This is a genomic window from Methanosarcina siciliae T4/M (assembly GCF_000970085.1).
In the GTDB taxonomy this organism is placed as follows: domain Archaea; phylum Halobacteriota; class Methanosarcinia; order Methanosarcinales; family Methanosarcinaceae; genus Methanosarcina; species Methanosarcina siciliae.
In genome coordinates this window covers 2013193-2028305 of sequence record NZ_CP009506.1, presented here as the reverse complement: position 1 = coordinate 2028305, position 15113 = coordinate 2013193, and the positions used below count along the sequence as shown (strand labels likewise).

The 15113-nt window shown below is 40.9% G+C and carries 9 protein-coding genes; 3 read left to right on the top strand and 6 right to left on the bottom strand.

All coding sequences use genetic code 11. The features are described from left to right. Window positions 1-56: 56 nt before the first annotated feature. The 5 genes from MSSIT_RS08610 to MSSIT_RS08590 form a co-directional block, all read right to left on the bottom strand. On the bottom strand, window positions 57-1616 hold the full coding sequence (locus MSSIT_RS08610) for a dicarboxylate/amino acid:cation symporter (RefSeq protein ID WP_269430818.1): 1560 nt from the start codon (window positions 1614-1616) through the stop codon (window positions 57-59). A gap of 895 nt (window positions 1617-2511) precedes the next feature. Then, window positions 2512-2784: a hypothetical protein gene (locus MSSIT_RS08605; protein WP_048171662.1), complete on the bottom strand. Its 273-nt coding sequence runs from the start codon at window positions 2782-2784 to the stop codon at window positions 2512-2514. Further along, window positions 2774-4009, bottom strand: a complete 1236-nt coding sequence (locus MSSIT_RS24015; RefSeq protein WP_231590483.1) for a right-handed parallel beta-helix repeat-containing protein — start codon at window positions 4007-4009, stop codon at window positions 2774-2776. The genes MSSIT_RS08605 and MSSIT_RS24015 overlap by 11 nt, the downstream gene beginning before the upstream one ends. 1412 nt (window positions 4010-5421) lie before the next feature. Further along, window positions 5422-8796: a NosD domain-containing protein gene (locus MSSIT_RS08595; RefSeq protein WP_082088923.1), complete on the bottom strand. Its 3375-nt coding sequence runs from the start codon at window positions 8794-8796 to the stop codon at window positions 5422-5424. Between the two features lie 436 nt (window positions 8797-9232). Then, complete coding sequence (locus MSSIT_RS08590; protein ID WP_048171659.1) at window positions 9233-10429, bottom strand: hypothetical protein; 1197 nt, start codon at window positions 10427-10429, stop codon at window positions 9233-9235. A 312-nt stretch (window positions 10430-10741) separates the two neighbouring features. Here MSSIT_RS08590 and MSSIT_RS24010 point away from each other — a divergent pair, with 312 nt between their 5' ends. The 3 genes from MSSIT_RS24010 (at window position 10742) to MSSIT_RS08570 (ending at window position 13768) form a co-directional block, all read left to right on the top strand. Continuing rightward, entirely contained in the window at window positions 10742-11536 is a 795-nt protein-coding gene (locus tag MSSIT_RS24010; protein ID WP_197080349.1) for a hypothetical protein, read from the top strand. Between the two features lie 119 nt (window positions 11537-11655). Continuing rightward, window positions 11656-11949 (top strand): NUDIX domain-containing protein, encoded by a 294-nt coding sequence (locus MSSIT_RS08580; RefSeq protein ID WP_231590482.1) that lies wholly within the window; start codon window positions 11656-11658, stop codon window positions 11947-11949. A gap of 1300 nt (window positions 11950-13249) precedes the next feature. Further along, on the top strand, window positions 13250-13768 hold the full coding sequence (locus tag MSSIT_RS08570) for an NUDIX domain-containing protein (RefSeq protein ID WP_048174619.1): 519 nt from the start codon (window positions 13250-13252) through the stop codon (window positions 13766-13768). Window positions 13769-13842: 74 nt separating this feature from the next. On the opposite strand, the gene MSSIT_RS08565 is transcribed toward MSSIT_RS08570, so the two are convergent. Beyond that, window positions 13843-14652 (bottom strand): methyltransferase domain-containing protein, encoded by an 810-nt coding sequence (locus tag MSSIT_RS08565; protein WP_048171658.1) that lies wholly within the window; start codon window positions 14650-14652, stop codon window positions 13843-13845. Window positions 14653-15113 lie beyond the last annotated feature (461 nt).

Sequence of the window (15113 nt, the reverse complement as noted above, 5' to 3'; positions counted from 1 at the left end):
GTATTCAGGGCAGAAAAAGCTTAAGATGAAGTTAGAAAAAAGGATTTTTTGAGAAGTTAAGCCTTTGAACTTTCAGATGCTGTAATATCTTTATTTGCCCTAGCTTTATCCTCTATTTTTTCTTCCGAGACTTTCTCAACTTTTACCTCAGCTATTTCACTGGCCTTTTGTTCAGCTTTTTTTCCTCCATCCAGACGATTCATAACTTTGCATGCCACAAGGTCGCCTGCTACATTCACCGCGGTCCTGCTCATATCAAGTATTCTGTCAACTCCCATTATGAGGGCTATCCCACTTGTAGGAATCCCTACGCTGTTGAGAATCAGGGCAAGGACAACAATTCCCACCCCCGGAATCGAAGGTGTACCAATGGATGCTGCAACAGCCATAACCATTACTACAAGGAGCTGGAAAGGCCCTAGCTCTATCCCGAAGACTTCAGCCAGAAAGACCGTAGCTACGCCCTGATAAAGCGCAGTCCCGTTCATATTTACCGTGGCTCCAAGAGGGACTACGAACTGTGAGATCGAAGGTTTTACCCCTAACTTTTCTTCTGCGGTCTTGATAGAAAAGGGCATAACTGCAGCCGAACTGGACGTGGAAAAAGCAAGGAGCATAACATCTCTTACGGCTTTAAGGAACTTAAAGGGATTATACCTTGCAACAACGGTGACAATAAGGAGGTTCAGGCACATGAGGAGCAGCAGGCTTGCAAGTACGGTGCCCACATATACCATCATTCCGAGCAGGGCTTCTATTCCCAGTTTGATAGTAAACTTGGTGAGAAGCCCGAAAACTGCGATAGGGGCAAGACTCATGCTCCATCTGACCACAGTCATACAGACAGCCTGCACGGAGTTGAGTACACCGATCATCGGAGCTGACTGTTCCTTATTCAGAGACACAAGAGCAATACCTATGATTATTGCAACGATCACAACCTGCAGCATTTCCCCACTAGCCAGAGCTCCGAGGGGATTCGAAGGGAGAAGCCCCCCGATAAGCGATGCGGGGAGGGTCAGAATCGAAGTATCGAAATTCAAAGCAGATGTATCTACCTGAACATCACTTCCCACTGCACTCTCAATAAGGTCCCCGCTTATAAACTGCCCGGGATGGATGTAAAGCGCCATTCCAAGCCCGATAGCAGCTGCGATTGCAGTTGTAATTACGAAATAAATAGCTGTTGAAACCCCCGTCTTTTTTAGGGCGCTCATGCTCTGGCTTGAAGCCACCCCAAGGATAATGGAGGCAAAAACGAGAGGGACCACAATCATTTTCAGAAGCCCGAGGAAAATATAGCCCGGAATGGCAATCCATTCACTTATGACCTCCGCATAAGCGGGATCGACGTACCCTCCAAAAGGTCCGAGAAATAGTCCCAGAAAGATGCCGAGTCCCATGCCTATGAGAATCTTTAGCCAGAGTTTCTTCTCAAGCAAATCACGGAGCTGGTTACTCAGATTTTTCAGGGAATTGTTGCGCCTGAAATCCAGAGGGTAATAAATGCTCATTATTCCGCCAGTGATTTCATGGCGAAGCATCCGGGTCTCCTCTGCAATTTCCTGAGCGAATTCCCTCGGGTTCGGAATATAACGGTTGTTCTTATCTTTCATGGGGGATCACAATAAAAAATCGTTAGGGAATTCAAAAGTTTACATCCTTTTTTCAGGAATTTGGTTTAATTGAACAGGGATTCAATTGTGAATTTGATTCAACTGTATGTTACTTTCACATTAAATTATATAAAAGCTTAGAAAAATACGTTAATTTATCAAGTCTAGCTGACTCCACAAATAGGAATCTCTTCATAAAATAGTTGTATGAAGAATATAAACAGATCTAAAGACGGAAAAAGAACCAGCGACAAAACTGGTATGAAGTAGCAGTTTTCAATAAACACGTCTGTGATATCGTAAAACAAAAGGATCGCTTTCGGATATTCTTAGTAAATAGCCGATTAATCAGGCCCAGTATCCAGAAAACAGGATTATTGAATCCGAAGGTAGCCTGGCTTCCTGTAGCAACCCTTTTCTGGGCAGTGTCAATACCTGTGACTTCGGAACTTACACTCGATGGAAAGTAGCTGATAGAGCTGTTATGTTTGGTTGTGGAAGTGGGGACAATTGTAGGGGCAAATAATCAAAGGTCCCATTTTTGATTTCATATGAAGAGTCTGCAATTCCGTCCTTATAGGCATCCGTAAGGTTTTCGGAAAAGCCTTTCCCTTTGGGGTTTGCCCAATAGTTGCCTCCCAGGTAAGCTCCTACTCAACAGTTGCTGTCTAGACAATAGTTTCGGTAAAACTAGAATTAGAACTGTTAGATAAAAGCTTAAAAAAAGAGAAGAGAGCAAAGAAGTTATTGCTCCCAAATTTAATCACCTATTCAACCTATCGAGAATGGGATGATCAGAATAAGCCATCAAGGATCGAAAGTTCAGATAAAGTAAATCCGCCTATACGGATAACCAGCTCATCATCCTCGATGATAATACATTGAACTTTTCTTCTTATGGCCCGGTTACTGTTATAGTTATATTATAAGAGTCGGTGTCTGTATCAAGTGTGACTGTATAGTTACCTGATTCACCGAATCTATAGGTGGGGTTCTGTTCATAGGAGACTCCTGTAAAGTCGGCACCTTCTCTCACTATAGTCCACTCATAGACAGTGGAATTAGTTGACGCATCTGTAAAGTTGACTGTTAAAGGTGCCGCTCCTGAGGTAACATCAAAGGTGAAGTATGCCTTATCAGTACCTTCATTCTTCCTCTTACCAGACATTAGGTTCGGATGCCGTGGAAGTTGGAGTCACTCCGTAGTATGCTCCTGTGCTACATCCTGTTATGTAGTTACTGGTGGCATTTACATCCATGTAGGCAGATCCTATGTAGTTGAGAATACCATACCCGGTAACACCTAACTGGTATGTTGGGTTGGTAGCAAGTGTGTCGTAGACGCCTACTATGTTGTTCTCGTACACGTCCATTGTACAACCTGAGTAAGCGTTGTAGACCAGGATACCTGCTCCGTAGGAGTCGTTGATCTGGTTGTGGTAGATGGTTAATCCATTGCCCCAATTCCAGACTGAGATAGCACCATTGTACTTTGCCCAGGTACATATCCCACTATTGTGGATTGTGTTGTTGTAGATGAGGACTGTCTGGGCAGTTGTTCCAGCTGTGCCTAATGCATCCATCAGCTGGATAGCATCAAGTCCGCCTTGGATATCGTTGTCGTAGATGGTGATATTGTTGGTCAGTCGGCTGATGGCATCCTGATTACCGATCTGAATACCTTCACTACCATACTTGGGTGCACTGGTTGTGCCTGTGTAGTCTCTTAGGATGTTGTCGTGGATGATTGCATCTTCTGAGTTGTCGAACCTTATACCTGCATTGGTAATATGCTCGATCTCATTATCATAGATGTCTGCTCCTAAGACCTGAGCACAGTAGACGGTAGCATGCTGCATATTCTCCGCTTCGTTTGCATAGTATGTGAAGTTTTTTGCATTGAAAATTCTTGCCGAATCTCCCATGCCATCATAGAAGTGGTTATCATGGATTGAGATGTTGTATGCAAAGTTTGCTTCTGAAGTCCCTCCTCTGATATAGATTGTATTGTAGAAACCCTTACCCCATTTTCTTTCTAGGTTATTGCTGTCGTAAGTTCCAAGGTGTGTAAGGTTTGCTTCATTACAATCGAATTCCAGGCCACAGATCTCTACGTCATGGGTTGCCGTATAAGTACTATCCAACTGACCAATCACAGGCACCATGGAGTTCCACATGCAATCATCATTCAACCTAATGACTGCGCCCGTCGTACTAATCAGTGTAGTATCATCTCCAATGAGAATAGTTCCCGTAATATCATAAGTAAAAGGACCTACGAGTTCGACTACTCCACCGCCCAGTGCATCTACTGCAGCGAGTGCTTGATTTATCTGCACCTGATCATCATCACCGTCAACTGTATAGTTACATCCGGACGGTCCAATTGTCAAATAAGTTAAGTTTCCTGTCCCTGGTTCCTCAAATGTGTAGAATACGCTGTAATTACTGGGGTTTTCCCAGTCCCCGTTCACGTATGCACTCACTCTCCAATAATAGGTGGCATTCTGTTCTACAGCCACATAATAGTAAGTATTCGTGGTTGTCCTATCCCTCGTTAATGTATGGAAGTCAGGATACCTGGACACTTCAAGATGGTAATTTGTGGCACCATCAACTTGTGTCCAATTAAAAGTTAATGAGTTGCTGGCATCCAGGGTTACATATTCATCAGCAGATGGATATATTAACGTGGAAGCTGGCGGTTCTGGTTCCTCAAAAGTGTAGAATACGCCGTAGTTACTGGGGTTTTCCCAGTCCCCGTTCACGTATGCACTCACTCTCCAATAATAGGTGGCATTCTGTTCTACAGCCACATAATAGTAAGTATTCGTGGTTGTCCTATCCCTCGTTAATGTATGGAAGTCAGGATACCTGGACACTTCAAGATGGTAATTTGTGGCACCATCAACTTGTGTCCAATTAAAAGTTAATGAGTTGCTGGCATCCAGGGTTACATATTCATCAGCAGATGGATATATTAGCGTGGGAGCTGGCGGTTCTGGTTCCTCAAATGTGTAGAATACGCCGTAGTTACTGGGGTTTTCCCAATCCCCGTTCACGTATGCACTCACTCTCCAATAATATGTAGCATTCTGTTCTACAGCCACATAATAGTAAGTATTCGTGGTTGTCCTATCCCTCGTTAATGTATGGAAGTCAGGATACCTGGACACTTCAAGATGGTAATTTGTGGCACCATCAACTTGTGTCCAATTAAAAGTTAATGAGTTGCTGGCATCCAGGGTTACATATTCATCAGCAGATGGATATATTAGCGTGGGAGCTGCCGATCCGATGGCTATTATTCCATTCAAAACAAGAGCTATAAAAATAGTAATCGTAAATAATCGCAAATAACATTTTTTAGCAAATATGTTCATTTATTAATGTCACCTCTCACATGAATTATTTCTTTTGAAACCTAAGTTTAATTCTATTTCAGGTAAAACATGTACTAAATTCTTAAAGATTCCACATTACATCTGCATTTATTGCATAAATAAATTAAGTATACAAACTCCTGTTTGCTAATATATGAGCATGAATGTGTAAGGCTGATCAAACTTAAAAAACTGTCATATGGGTAGGGGTTCAAAATTTAAAAATTTCTTATCTTTAATACACTAAAACGACTAAAAAATTTTAAACGACCAAAAAATGGCTTGCCTGGATAAAAAAGACAACTACTAAACAAAGCAGTTAAAAAGTGAAAAAAGTGTACGTAAATTAATGAAAAAAAGAAGGGAATGTAAAGTGCTTCCCTGCTTTTCCAAATTGTTAATCTCGTTATGTTTCAGAGTGCTTATTTCATGATTCTCTTCTTTGCAAGAAATTCTGAAGCAAGGATCCCAAAAATCACAAAGGCACTTTCAAATCCTGGTGCTTTCTTATCTCTGTCAGTTGTTTGCTCCTCACCGGTAATTGTCACGGGTTCTTCTTCTTCAGTCGGAGTGATCACCACAGTCCCGAGCTCTTCTCCTGTAATAGCATAGCGGGATAAACCCGGGGTTTCTGCCGTGAAATAGTAGTATTCTTCGTCTTCAGAAGTCATTTCTGTCGGAAGAGCATTCCATTCGTCTTCATTGAACCTGTTTATCGTTATGGTTGAGACATCGATATTGTTTTCTTCGACCCAGCTCTTTGAGACCCTGAAGTTAACGGATGCTGCATTAATATTGTTTTCACTTTCGAACCGTTCGTTTCCTACCAGGATATTCATCATCTGATAGATTGCGCTTTCGGGAGTTTTTTCGTACCTATCGGCTTCAAGCAGTTCAATCCTAACAATAACATTTCCGGAATACAGCTGGGATGTGAAACTGAGCCCCATTATTCCGGAAACAGGATTATTGAAGCTAAAGCTGGTTTTGGACCCCGCAACAACCCTTTTCTGGGCACTGTCAATACCTGAGACTCCGGTACTGTTTCCACTTGAGGGAATGTAATTGGCAGAGCTTCTGTGCTTTGTTGTCGTGGAGGGAATTTCCGTAAGGGGCAGATAGTCAAAGGTTCCGTTTACAAATTCATAGGAAGAATCGGCAATTCCGTCTTTGTCAGAGTCCGTGCAGTTTTCGGAAAAGCCTGTCCCGCTGGGGTTTGCCCAGTAGTTACCTCCGAGATAAGGGCCTCCAACTATACTTTCCCCTGAAGTTTTGCTGGTGTTCCAGCTGTTGTTAGCCTCGCTGTAGATGAGGGTGTTGTTTACGTTGCTTAAGTAGTTGTTGTAGATGGTGTTATTTCCACTCTCGGGTTTTTCCATGCTCCCTTCAAGTCCGATGCGTGAGAAAATTTCCGTCTGATCCAGATCTATAGCAAGTCCTGCAAGGCTATTTTCAACAATTGTGTTGCCGTAGATCAGGCTGTTATTCATATCATAGATCACCAGGCCGTAAGAATTGCCGGTTAAAGTATTATCGGCAAGGATGCTTTTTCCCGTTACCAGAAGCCCGAAGGCACTTCCATCTACAGTACAGCCTGTTACCGTATATTCGGCTCCCTCGCCTGCCTGGTAATTTTGAATCAGGATTCCTCCGGAACTACAATTAGTTACGGAACAATCACTTACACTGCAGTTGTAGCCATCGAGGACTGCAAGTCCAATCTTACAGTTTTCGAGAGTGTTGCTTTTAAGGGTGGCATTCACCGGTTCATAGAGACAAATGCCCACGACCTGAGAAGAGTCTTCAACGTAGTTGCCTTCGAGTCTGAAGTCCCGTATCTCATCAAAAAAGATTCCAAATCCTGATTTCTGACTATCGCTTACAAGGGAGGAACTGACGAGAGGGGAATTTGCAGATGTAAACCTATCATAAGTAAATGTCACATTCCTGACCGTATTATCAATAAATTCTACACTGCTTGAATTGTACAGGTGAATACCATGGTAGCCGACATCGTTTACCGAATTATGCGCAATCACGGCACCCTGACAGTCTTCAAAATAAATGCCTTTGTAGCCTGCCCGGTCAACGGCATTGTTCGCGAGCCTGATTCCCCGGCAATATCTAGAGTAGATCCCAAAGCCATAGACTCTCCGAGCCTGTACGAGTTCCGATGTAAAGAGGGTAGTTCCCGTCAGGAGGTTGTTTTCCTCGCTGCGAACAAGTCCTGAGTTTCTGGAAGAAAGAAGTCCATAGCTTTCCGTTGCATCCTGAACAGAATTGCCCTTAAGCGTACAGCTTTCGGAATTGTTCATGTAAACGCCACATGTGGAGTTCCTGACACTATTGTCAACAATAGTTACATTCTCAGTATACTGTAATCCAATTCCGTAATTGGAATTCTTAACCTTGCTGTCCGAGATGCTGACATCCTGCAAGTATGCAAGTCCGATTCCGATTTTTGTGTTGTTTATGGTGTTGTTGGCCAGATTTGCACTCGTGTTATACAGACTAATCCCATTTGTGACGTTCTGCAGCACAACATCCTTAATTTCAACATTTCCGCAGTTTATGCAATAGATTGCTCCTGCGTTACTTCCGATTGATGGATCTGGCTCCCCTTCAAGGAAGTAAATCGGTTTTCCGTCGACAAGATTGCTGGTGTCAATTATGTTCCCGGTGTTGTTGGAATGGTCATAGTCGTCAACACTGAATCCGAAGTTGTACCGATTTCCGGACATAATATTGTCTTCAAGAGTACAGTTTTTGACATTATCGAGTTCGAGTCCGTATTCTCCTGAACTTACAGTGTTATTCCTCATGACAGTTCCGTCAGAATCTTCAATATATATGCCATAATCCGAGTTTGAAACGGTATTGTTTGTCAGAATGGAACTTCCTGCATAATAAAGAAGGATGCCATCGTCGTAAGGGTTTGAGATTGTGTTACCGGAGAGATTGCAATTTTCCGAACTATACAGAGTAATACCATTGTCATAACTATCTGAAACAATGTTATCGGTAAGATTACAGCGGCCGGAATAATACAGGTAAATGCCATCATAACCACTGTTTGAGACTGTGTTGTTGACAAGATTACAGTTGCTAGAATTTGAGAGATAAATACCTTCATAACCAGTATCCGAGACCGTGTTGCCTGTCAGGCCACAGCTTCCTGAATAATACAGATAGATGCCTTGATACTCAGTATTTGAAATTGTGTTGTTGGCAAGAAGACAGTTGCTGGGAGAGCTGAGATAGAAGCCATAACTGGTAGAATCGGAAACCGTATTGTTGATCAGGTTGCATCCGCCGGAACTCTCCATCTGAATAGCGCAGTCGTTCCCCGAAAACTTGTTATTGATTATATTAACCCCTGAAACCCCGGTTATGAAAACTCCCGTATAGTATCCTTCCCCGGTAATATTGAATCCACTGATGGTCACGTTATTGGCAATTACTTTGAAGTTGTGGCTCGGGGAAAACGTTCTTACAATCGTATCGTCGGGATTTCCGGAAAGGGAACGAATGGTGAGGTTTGCTACATCAACATCTATAACCTCCGTATACGTTCCCGGATAGACAATTATCGTATCTCCAGGACTTGCATTGTCTACCGCAGCCTGGATAGTTGTATAATTACCGCTGCCCCCTCCAACGTATAGGGTTGAAAATGCCGGTGGAGAAGGTGGAACCAGTCCAACAGGTGTAGAGGCTGCTGTTCCACTGGCAATAAGAATGATTAAACATGCAATTGTTAAAAATTGAAACTTATTTTTTTTGCATAGTAATGCCATTTTTTTCAGATCTCCTCATATTCATATTAACCATCAATGAACTAAATTTCATTTTATTTCAGATGAAATATCTACTAAATTTTTATATATTGTATTTTATTAGTGTAATCGATAGTATAAATAATTTAATCCTGTAGGGGACGGATTGCTAATAGATTACTAATAAATGGACATTGCTGTGCAAAAGCGGTCTTGAAAAAATCAGAAAAAGTTGGAAATGCGGGCAAAAAGATGCAGCTCTCGTCATTTTTTAACATTGGAATCAAGTGACTGCAGGACAGGGTGAAGAAAAGTAGGGTCATTCATATCTTTTTCAGGTATGTGAAGAGAAAGGGAGAAAAAATGCACCTGAAATTCTCTGAATAACAGGCACAAAGCGATGAAAGTACTTTTCAAATCAAGTACTTTCATTCCAAAGTGAAGAAAAACCCATTTATTAAAATGGTTTCACGGAAACAACCCATGGAAAAATATCATAGATGTTATTTTTTGTCAAATTGACGTTGCTGTCTGCTATGTCCTTATACTCAACACCTTTTCCAATCCCACAGTCAATGGCTTCTCCATCACCTTCCAGTTTGACAAGCCAGGCATTCCCATTTTTAACACCTGCGGCTATGTACCCGCCGTCTGAAGTCTGCCGACCGGAATAGAGCGTGCAATTTGGAAATACTTTCATCCACTCCTGATTACCTTCACTGTCCGTATTAAGTATGAAAGCAGAACCATCTATGGCATAGGAAAAAGAATCATTATACCTTCCGGTCAGCACATAACCATCGTCTGAAGTCATCGAAATCGAGATTGCAGCATCATCCCTCGACCCGCCGAAGGTCTTATTCCACTGTTCCTGGCCATATTCATCGGTTTTTACAAGCCAGATATCGTCACTGTTTGAGTCCTTTGATCTGGTTGTGCTGGCAATTACATATCCACCGTCGGGAGTCTGCTTAACAGAATCAGAACTTAACGTTTCAAGACTCTGGTTTTTGCCAAAGGTACTATTCCATTGTTGATTGCCGTTTATATCGTATTTAGTAATCCGGATATCATAATCTACCAGAAGCGCAGCGAAATAACTTCCGATTTCATACTCAACCATATCCCCTACTATGTATCCCCCGTCAGAGGTACGTTCAGCCTTATATTTGAGGTAATCCTCGTGAGTGATTTCATCTGAGACCTTGTTCCATATCTCATTTCCATTACTGTCGGTCCTGACCAGCCAGGGTTCAGCATAGCCGGAAGGAAACGTATAGCCTGATAACACATAACCGCCATCCGAGGTCTGGCTGGCAAAGTATCCCTCATCAAAATACGTCCCTCCGAAAGTTTTATTCCACTGCGGATTCCCCTTTTCATCAACCTTGATAAGCCAGGCATCCGGATAGCCTTTCGTACCTTTGCCGTATGAGGAGCTTATCCCTGCAACGATATACCCATCGTCCGAAGTCTGTCGAACACACCAGGAGCTATCTTCACCATCTCCGCCAAAAGACCTGTTCCATTGTTCTGCAGGTGCTGCTGCACCGGCTACATTCGAAAACTGCGAAAGCAGAATTAAAATAAGAAGTATCCGGAACATTCTATACCCTGTATTATTAACCATTCTATACCCTTCATTCTTAACCATTCTATCACCCCAAAAATATATACGCTTCCGGGTTATATTCGACGATCTTGATTGAGGCTCTCAGCCTTTATCAGCAGCAAAGTAGATTTCTTGAACTCTTTAAACTCATTTTTATTAACTCCTTATAAGTTTTCTGACCATAATCTCTAACAATCAAAGAAAGGGAGAATTATGGAGTTGAAAAGGAGATTAAAAAAGCCAATTTGTGAATCTGGCCAGAAAAAGCCTATAACTATTTATCAATAAGTCATCAATTTATGTAAAATGTATTAAGTCAAACCTGATTTTAACTCCAGAAATCGGAGGCTAACCGTGAGAAATATTATAAAATATGGGATTTTCCTGGTTGGGGCTCTTTCTTTGCTGACATTAAATGCTTTAGCGTTGTCCAGTTCTTCAAACGATAATACTGAACTCAAGAACAATAGCAATGAACCCATTGGTATTAACATATGTATAGACTTCATATGGTATACCCATGAGGAGCTAAGAGACTACTCCGATACGATTGTAATTGGTACTGTTAAAGAAATACTTCCACCCAGATGGAACACAGCAGACGGAAAAAAACCGCTTAAATTATTTAATAAATTTGAATATCCTGAAGACATCATTTACACTGACATCGTGATAAGTGTTGATGAATACCTGAAAAATCCGTTATCATCCGGAGAGCTTATAGTCAGAGTCACCGGTGGGACGGTTGGGGATTTTAGCATGACTACAGATGCTGATCCAAGTTTCAACACCGGCGAAAAGGTTCTGCTCTTTCTGAGAAAAGACACTAACTCGCATACAAATGATATTGGTCCTGAACACTTCATAGTTACGGATTTTTACCGCGGTAAATATACCTTAACCGAGGATGGGAAGGCTATAACCCCTGCTGAAACGGTTACCCTGAAAGAATTGTTGAATACAATAAATCAAACCAGTAATAACACAGGCGATACCAAAGCATTAGATAATAAAGAAACAGCAGGTAAACAAGCAGGGGTCGGTTCTACGATCCAGTCAAAAAGAATTCCTTTCATTAATTCCTTCTGGATGTTTGGAGCAGTGCTTGGAGCAGTTCTGATTGTAAGACGCAGTGTAAGACACAGGTAAAAATAAGGCTAAAGGCTATTCATGATCTTATTAAACGGCTACTATCTTCATTAAGAAGGTAGCACTACGAGTTTATTATAAAGCCGAAAGACCAAAGCATTTTGGAGAGGGGGAGAAAATTGAGTACATATAGCAATGGCATTCTTTTATTCAGGTTCAGGAATGAGAGACTCGAAGTAATGCTGGTTCATCCGGGTGGGCCTATCTGGGCAAAAAAGGACTATGGAGTGTGGTCAATACCCAAAGGGCTGCCCGAAGAGCATGAATCCCCTCTTGATACGGCAAAAAGAGAATTTAGAGAAGAGACGGGTTTTGAGGCTGAAGGCGAATTTATTGATCTGGGGGAGTTAAATCAACCTAATAGAAAAATAGTTCATATATGGGCTCTTGAAAAGAATCTATGTAATATATAGGGGTTAGTAAATACTCTGGATGTTCTTAGCTGGGAAATAAACCTCAATAAGCCTTTTTTTAATTCACTATTCAAAAAACGTAGATGAAGTAACATGCTTTGTAGTTTTAAATTTATTTCATATGATTTTATCGCTCAGAAAAAAATTGTAATATATTATACTACATTTAAAAAAAATTCATATACATGAGGTTTCATTTTTAATTGGTTGTTAAATGAATGAAGTGCAAATATTGTGATGAAGAGATGTATCTGGCGTTTACCAACGAACGGGTCTGTAAATGTGGTAGAAAATATGAGGTTAACGGCCGTTTTATTTCTCATTGAAAAAATAAATAAATAAATAAATAAATAAATAAATAAATAAATGTTAAATTTTTAAATTTTTATTTTCGTAAATTCTGTTTTCAGGGTATGGTGATAGTATGATAAACTATAATGACAAAGAAAATCCAAATCAGATGCTTGTTAAAGCATTTATTATACCAATTGGTGTAACGATAATAACACTCGTGGCGATGTTTTGTGTAGAGGCTATCAGTGAATCGTTTGCAGCAATATTGTTTTTTATTGGTCTCCTGATTACGTCCGGGTTCGCGGTTATGTATTGGGTAGCAGCGTGGAGGGTATTGACCTATAAAAATCGCAGCCATTGGTGGTATATATCAATGTTGGGTGGCGGGTTAGTCGGTCTAATTGTAATCACGTTGTTGGGAAACAGGAGTGATGACCCTAATTATGATGAACACTAGATGAACACTAATCAAAACTGCGGTTTTATGTTCGTTCATTAAAATATGGTTGAATTTCAGGTGATTTGCGGGGTTTATTGGGTGGGTTGGGTGTTTGTACCTTCCTGCCTGTCATATGTAAGCATCTAGTGTTTCATCAAAGATTCTTCTTGAATCCTGGTCAATCTGAGGAGGGCCTCCATCTCCTTGGAGATGTCAAAACGAGAGATGAAGAAATGAAGTTATCTATAATTCACAATCATTCAACGACGATATCGCAGTTAATTTTCTTTATTCTTTTAATTTATACCACATGCTGTGACATCATTCAAAACAAAATTTATAATGTGATTTCGTTTCTTTTTAACAGTTGTAATGTGTCAACAGCTGTTTATATCAGCATACGATGATGATCATGATCATTATATTATAAATACAATTAATTTCAAACCCCATGACTTCATTTAAAACTTTATTTCAGTCAAATACCCCGCTAACTTGCTGCGGGGTGCGCCACCGAAACTTTGATTATAAAACCGGATCAAAATGTTCTGGATAGGGGGGAGAAAAATGAGTACATATAGCAATGGCATTCTTTTATTCAGGTTCAGGAATGAGAGACCCGAAGTAATGCTGGTTCATCCGGGTGGGCCTATCTGGGCAAAAAAGGACTATGGAGTGTGGTCAATACCCAAAGGGCTGCCCGAAGAGCATGAATCCCCTCTTGATACGGCAAAAAGAGAATTTAGGGAAGAGACGGGTTTTGAGGTTGAAGGCGAATTTATTGATCTGGGGGAGTTAAATCAACCTAATAGAAAAATAGTTCATGTTTGGGCTCTTGAAAAAGACCTGGATATAATAAATACCGTAAGTAATACATTTACGCTTGAGTGGCCAAAAAACTCCGGGAAAATACACGAGTATCCGGAGGTCGACAAAGCAGGCTGGTTCGATATTGAGCTGGCCAGGAAAAAAATACGAAAAGGACAGATAGGTTTTCTTGATAAACTCATGGACGCTATAAATTACTCCCGGAAAGAAGAGAATTTTGATAAGGAAAAAAGGTATAGACAAACTACATTATTTTAAACATTAATCATAATTTACGTTCAAGCAGGTCACATCCGGACGGTTTACAGATGGTTTATTTTATCTTTTAGCATTCATTGTTTTTTAGCTATTAGGTAGATTCTTTTGAATTTTAAGTCGATCATGCCTGAATCATCTGTTTGTTCTTCAAAAGTTTCTTTAACCACTTTCCGGAAAGAACTTATGTAATCTTCGTCCAGGGTTTCCGTATAAAATGCCTGGTTCAAATAACCGTTTTCGGCTCCGGATTGATAAATCTTATACGCTTCTTCAGGAGAGAAGAGATTCGACTCTTTTCTAATTTCACTATGAATAATATCAAATCCGCAACTCCTGAATAGCTGTTCATATTCTTCTTCACTTTCGAGGAAAAACCACGGATTTTTAAAGCTTTTAAATATCTCTCGTATACCCGGATGGTTACGTATTTTCTCTATCGCTGCAACGAAGTTAGGACAATACATCCGGGTAGCCGGAGCCTGTATCCCGATTCTGCCTTCCTGCTTGAGAGCATTAAAACAGCGAGTTATTGCCTGTTCAGGTTTTTGAAACCACTGGAAAGCCGAATTACAGACGATAACATCAAAGTTGACAGGAAGCTCAAAATCTTCGGCATCCATTACGGAATATGTTAAATTCGTAAACTCCTGGCCGGAGCTTATTGCCTGTTCTATCATACCCTGAGAAATGTCGATGCCCATCACATTTCCTCCTGTGATCTGCGCGATTTTTTTTGTGATATGCCCCGGTCCGCAGCAGAGGTCAAGGACATCTTCTCCGGGTTGAATCGATAACAGGTTCAGAAGGACTTCGGAAGCCGACTTTTGAACAAGTGAATTTTTTGCATACGTAAAAGCCCTGGAATTAAAGTTTACTTCTGACATTTTTGATCACTTTTCCTGGGTCCAATTCCTACTGCTTTTATTCTGTAGTTAATAGAAAAGTAAGTACAGTAATGGCATCCTTTTATTCAGGTTCAGGAATGAGCGGCTAGAACTAATGCCGTTTCACTCCTATTTTGCTCATCCCAATCCCAAAAAACTGAGGGGATTTTAACCCCTGAATACATTATGCTTTGAGAAGTTCTAATTTTCTGGCATTCAATCCTTAGTTAGTTGCCCTTGCTTTCGAATATATAATATACAATCTGTCAATACGATACCATACAACATCATACAAATATCTAGCATAAGAGAAAGGATAACTCGCCCAAAAAACCAATTTCTTGAAACGCGATAAATCTCCATAACTCTCCATCCGCATGGATTCGCTTAAAAATCCCTTCCAAATAAGAGATTTCTGCATCTGCTTCCATCGCCTGAATACATGGGCTATTATAAGTAAG

Coding starts and splice junctions, on each gene's coding strand:
- MSSIT_RS08610 (WP_269430818.1), bottom strand. CDS start 1,616: ATGAAAGATAAGAACAACCGTTATATTCCGAACCCGAGGGAATTCGCT.
- MSSIT_RS08605 (WP_048171662.1), bottom strand. CDS start 2,784: ATGTCTGGTAAGAGGAAGAATGAAGGTACTGATAAGGCATACTTCACC.
- MSSIT_RS08595 (WP_082088923.1), bottom strand. CDS start 8,796: ATGGCATTACTATGCAAAAAAAATAAGTTTCAATTTTTAACAATTGCA.
- MSSIT_RS08590 (WP_048171659.1), bottom strand. CDS start 10,429: ATGGTTAAGAATGAAGGGTATAGAATGGTTAATAATACAGGGTATAGA.
- MSSIT_RS08570 (WP_048174619.1), top strand. CDS start 13,250: ATGAGTACATATAGCAATGGCATTCTTTTATTCAGGTTCAGGAATGAG.
- MSSIT_RS08565 (WP_048171658.1), bottom strand. CDS start 14,652: ATGTCAGAAGTAAACTTTAATTCCAGGGCTTTTACGTATGCAAAAAAT.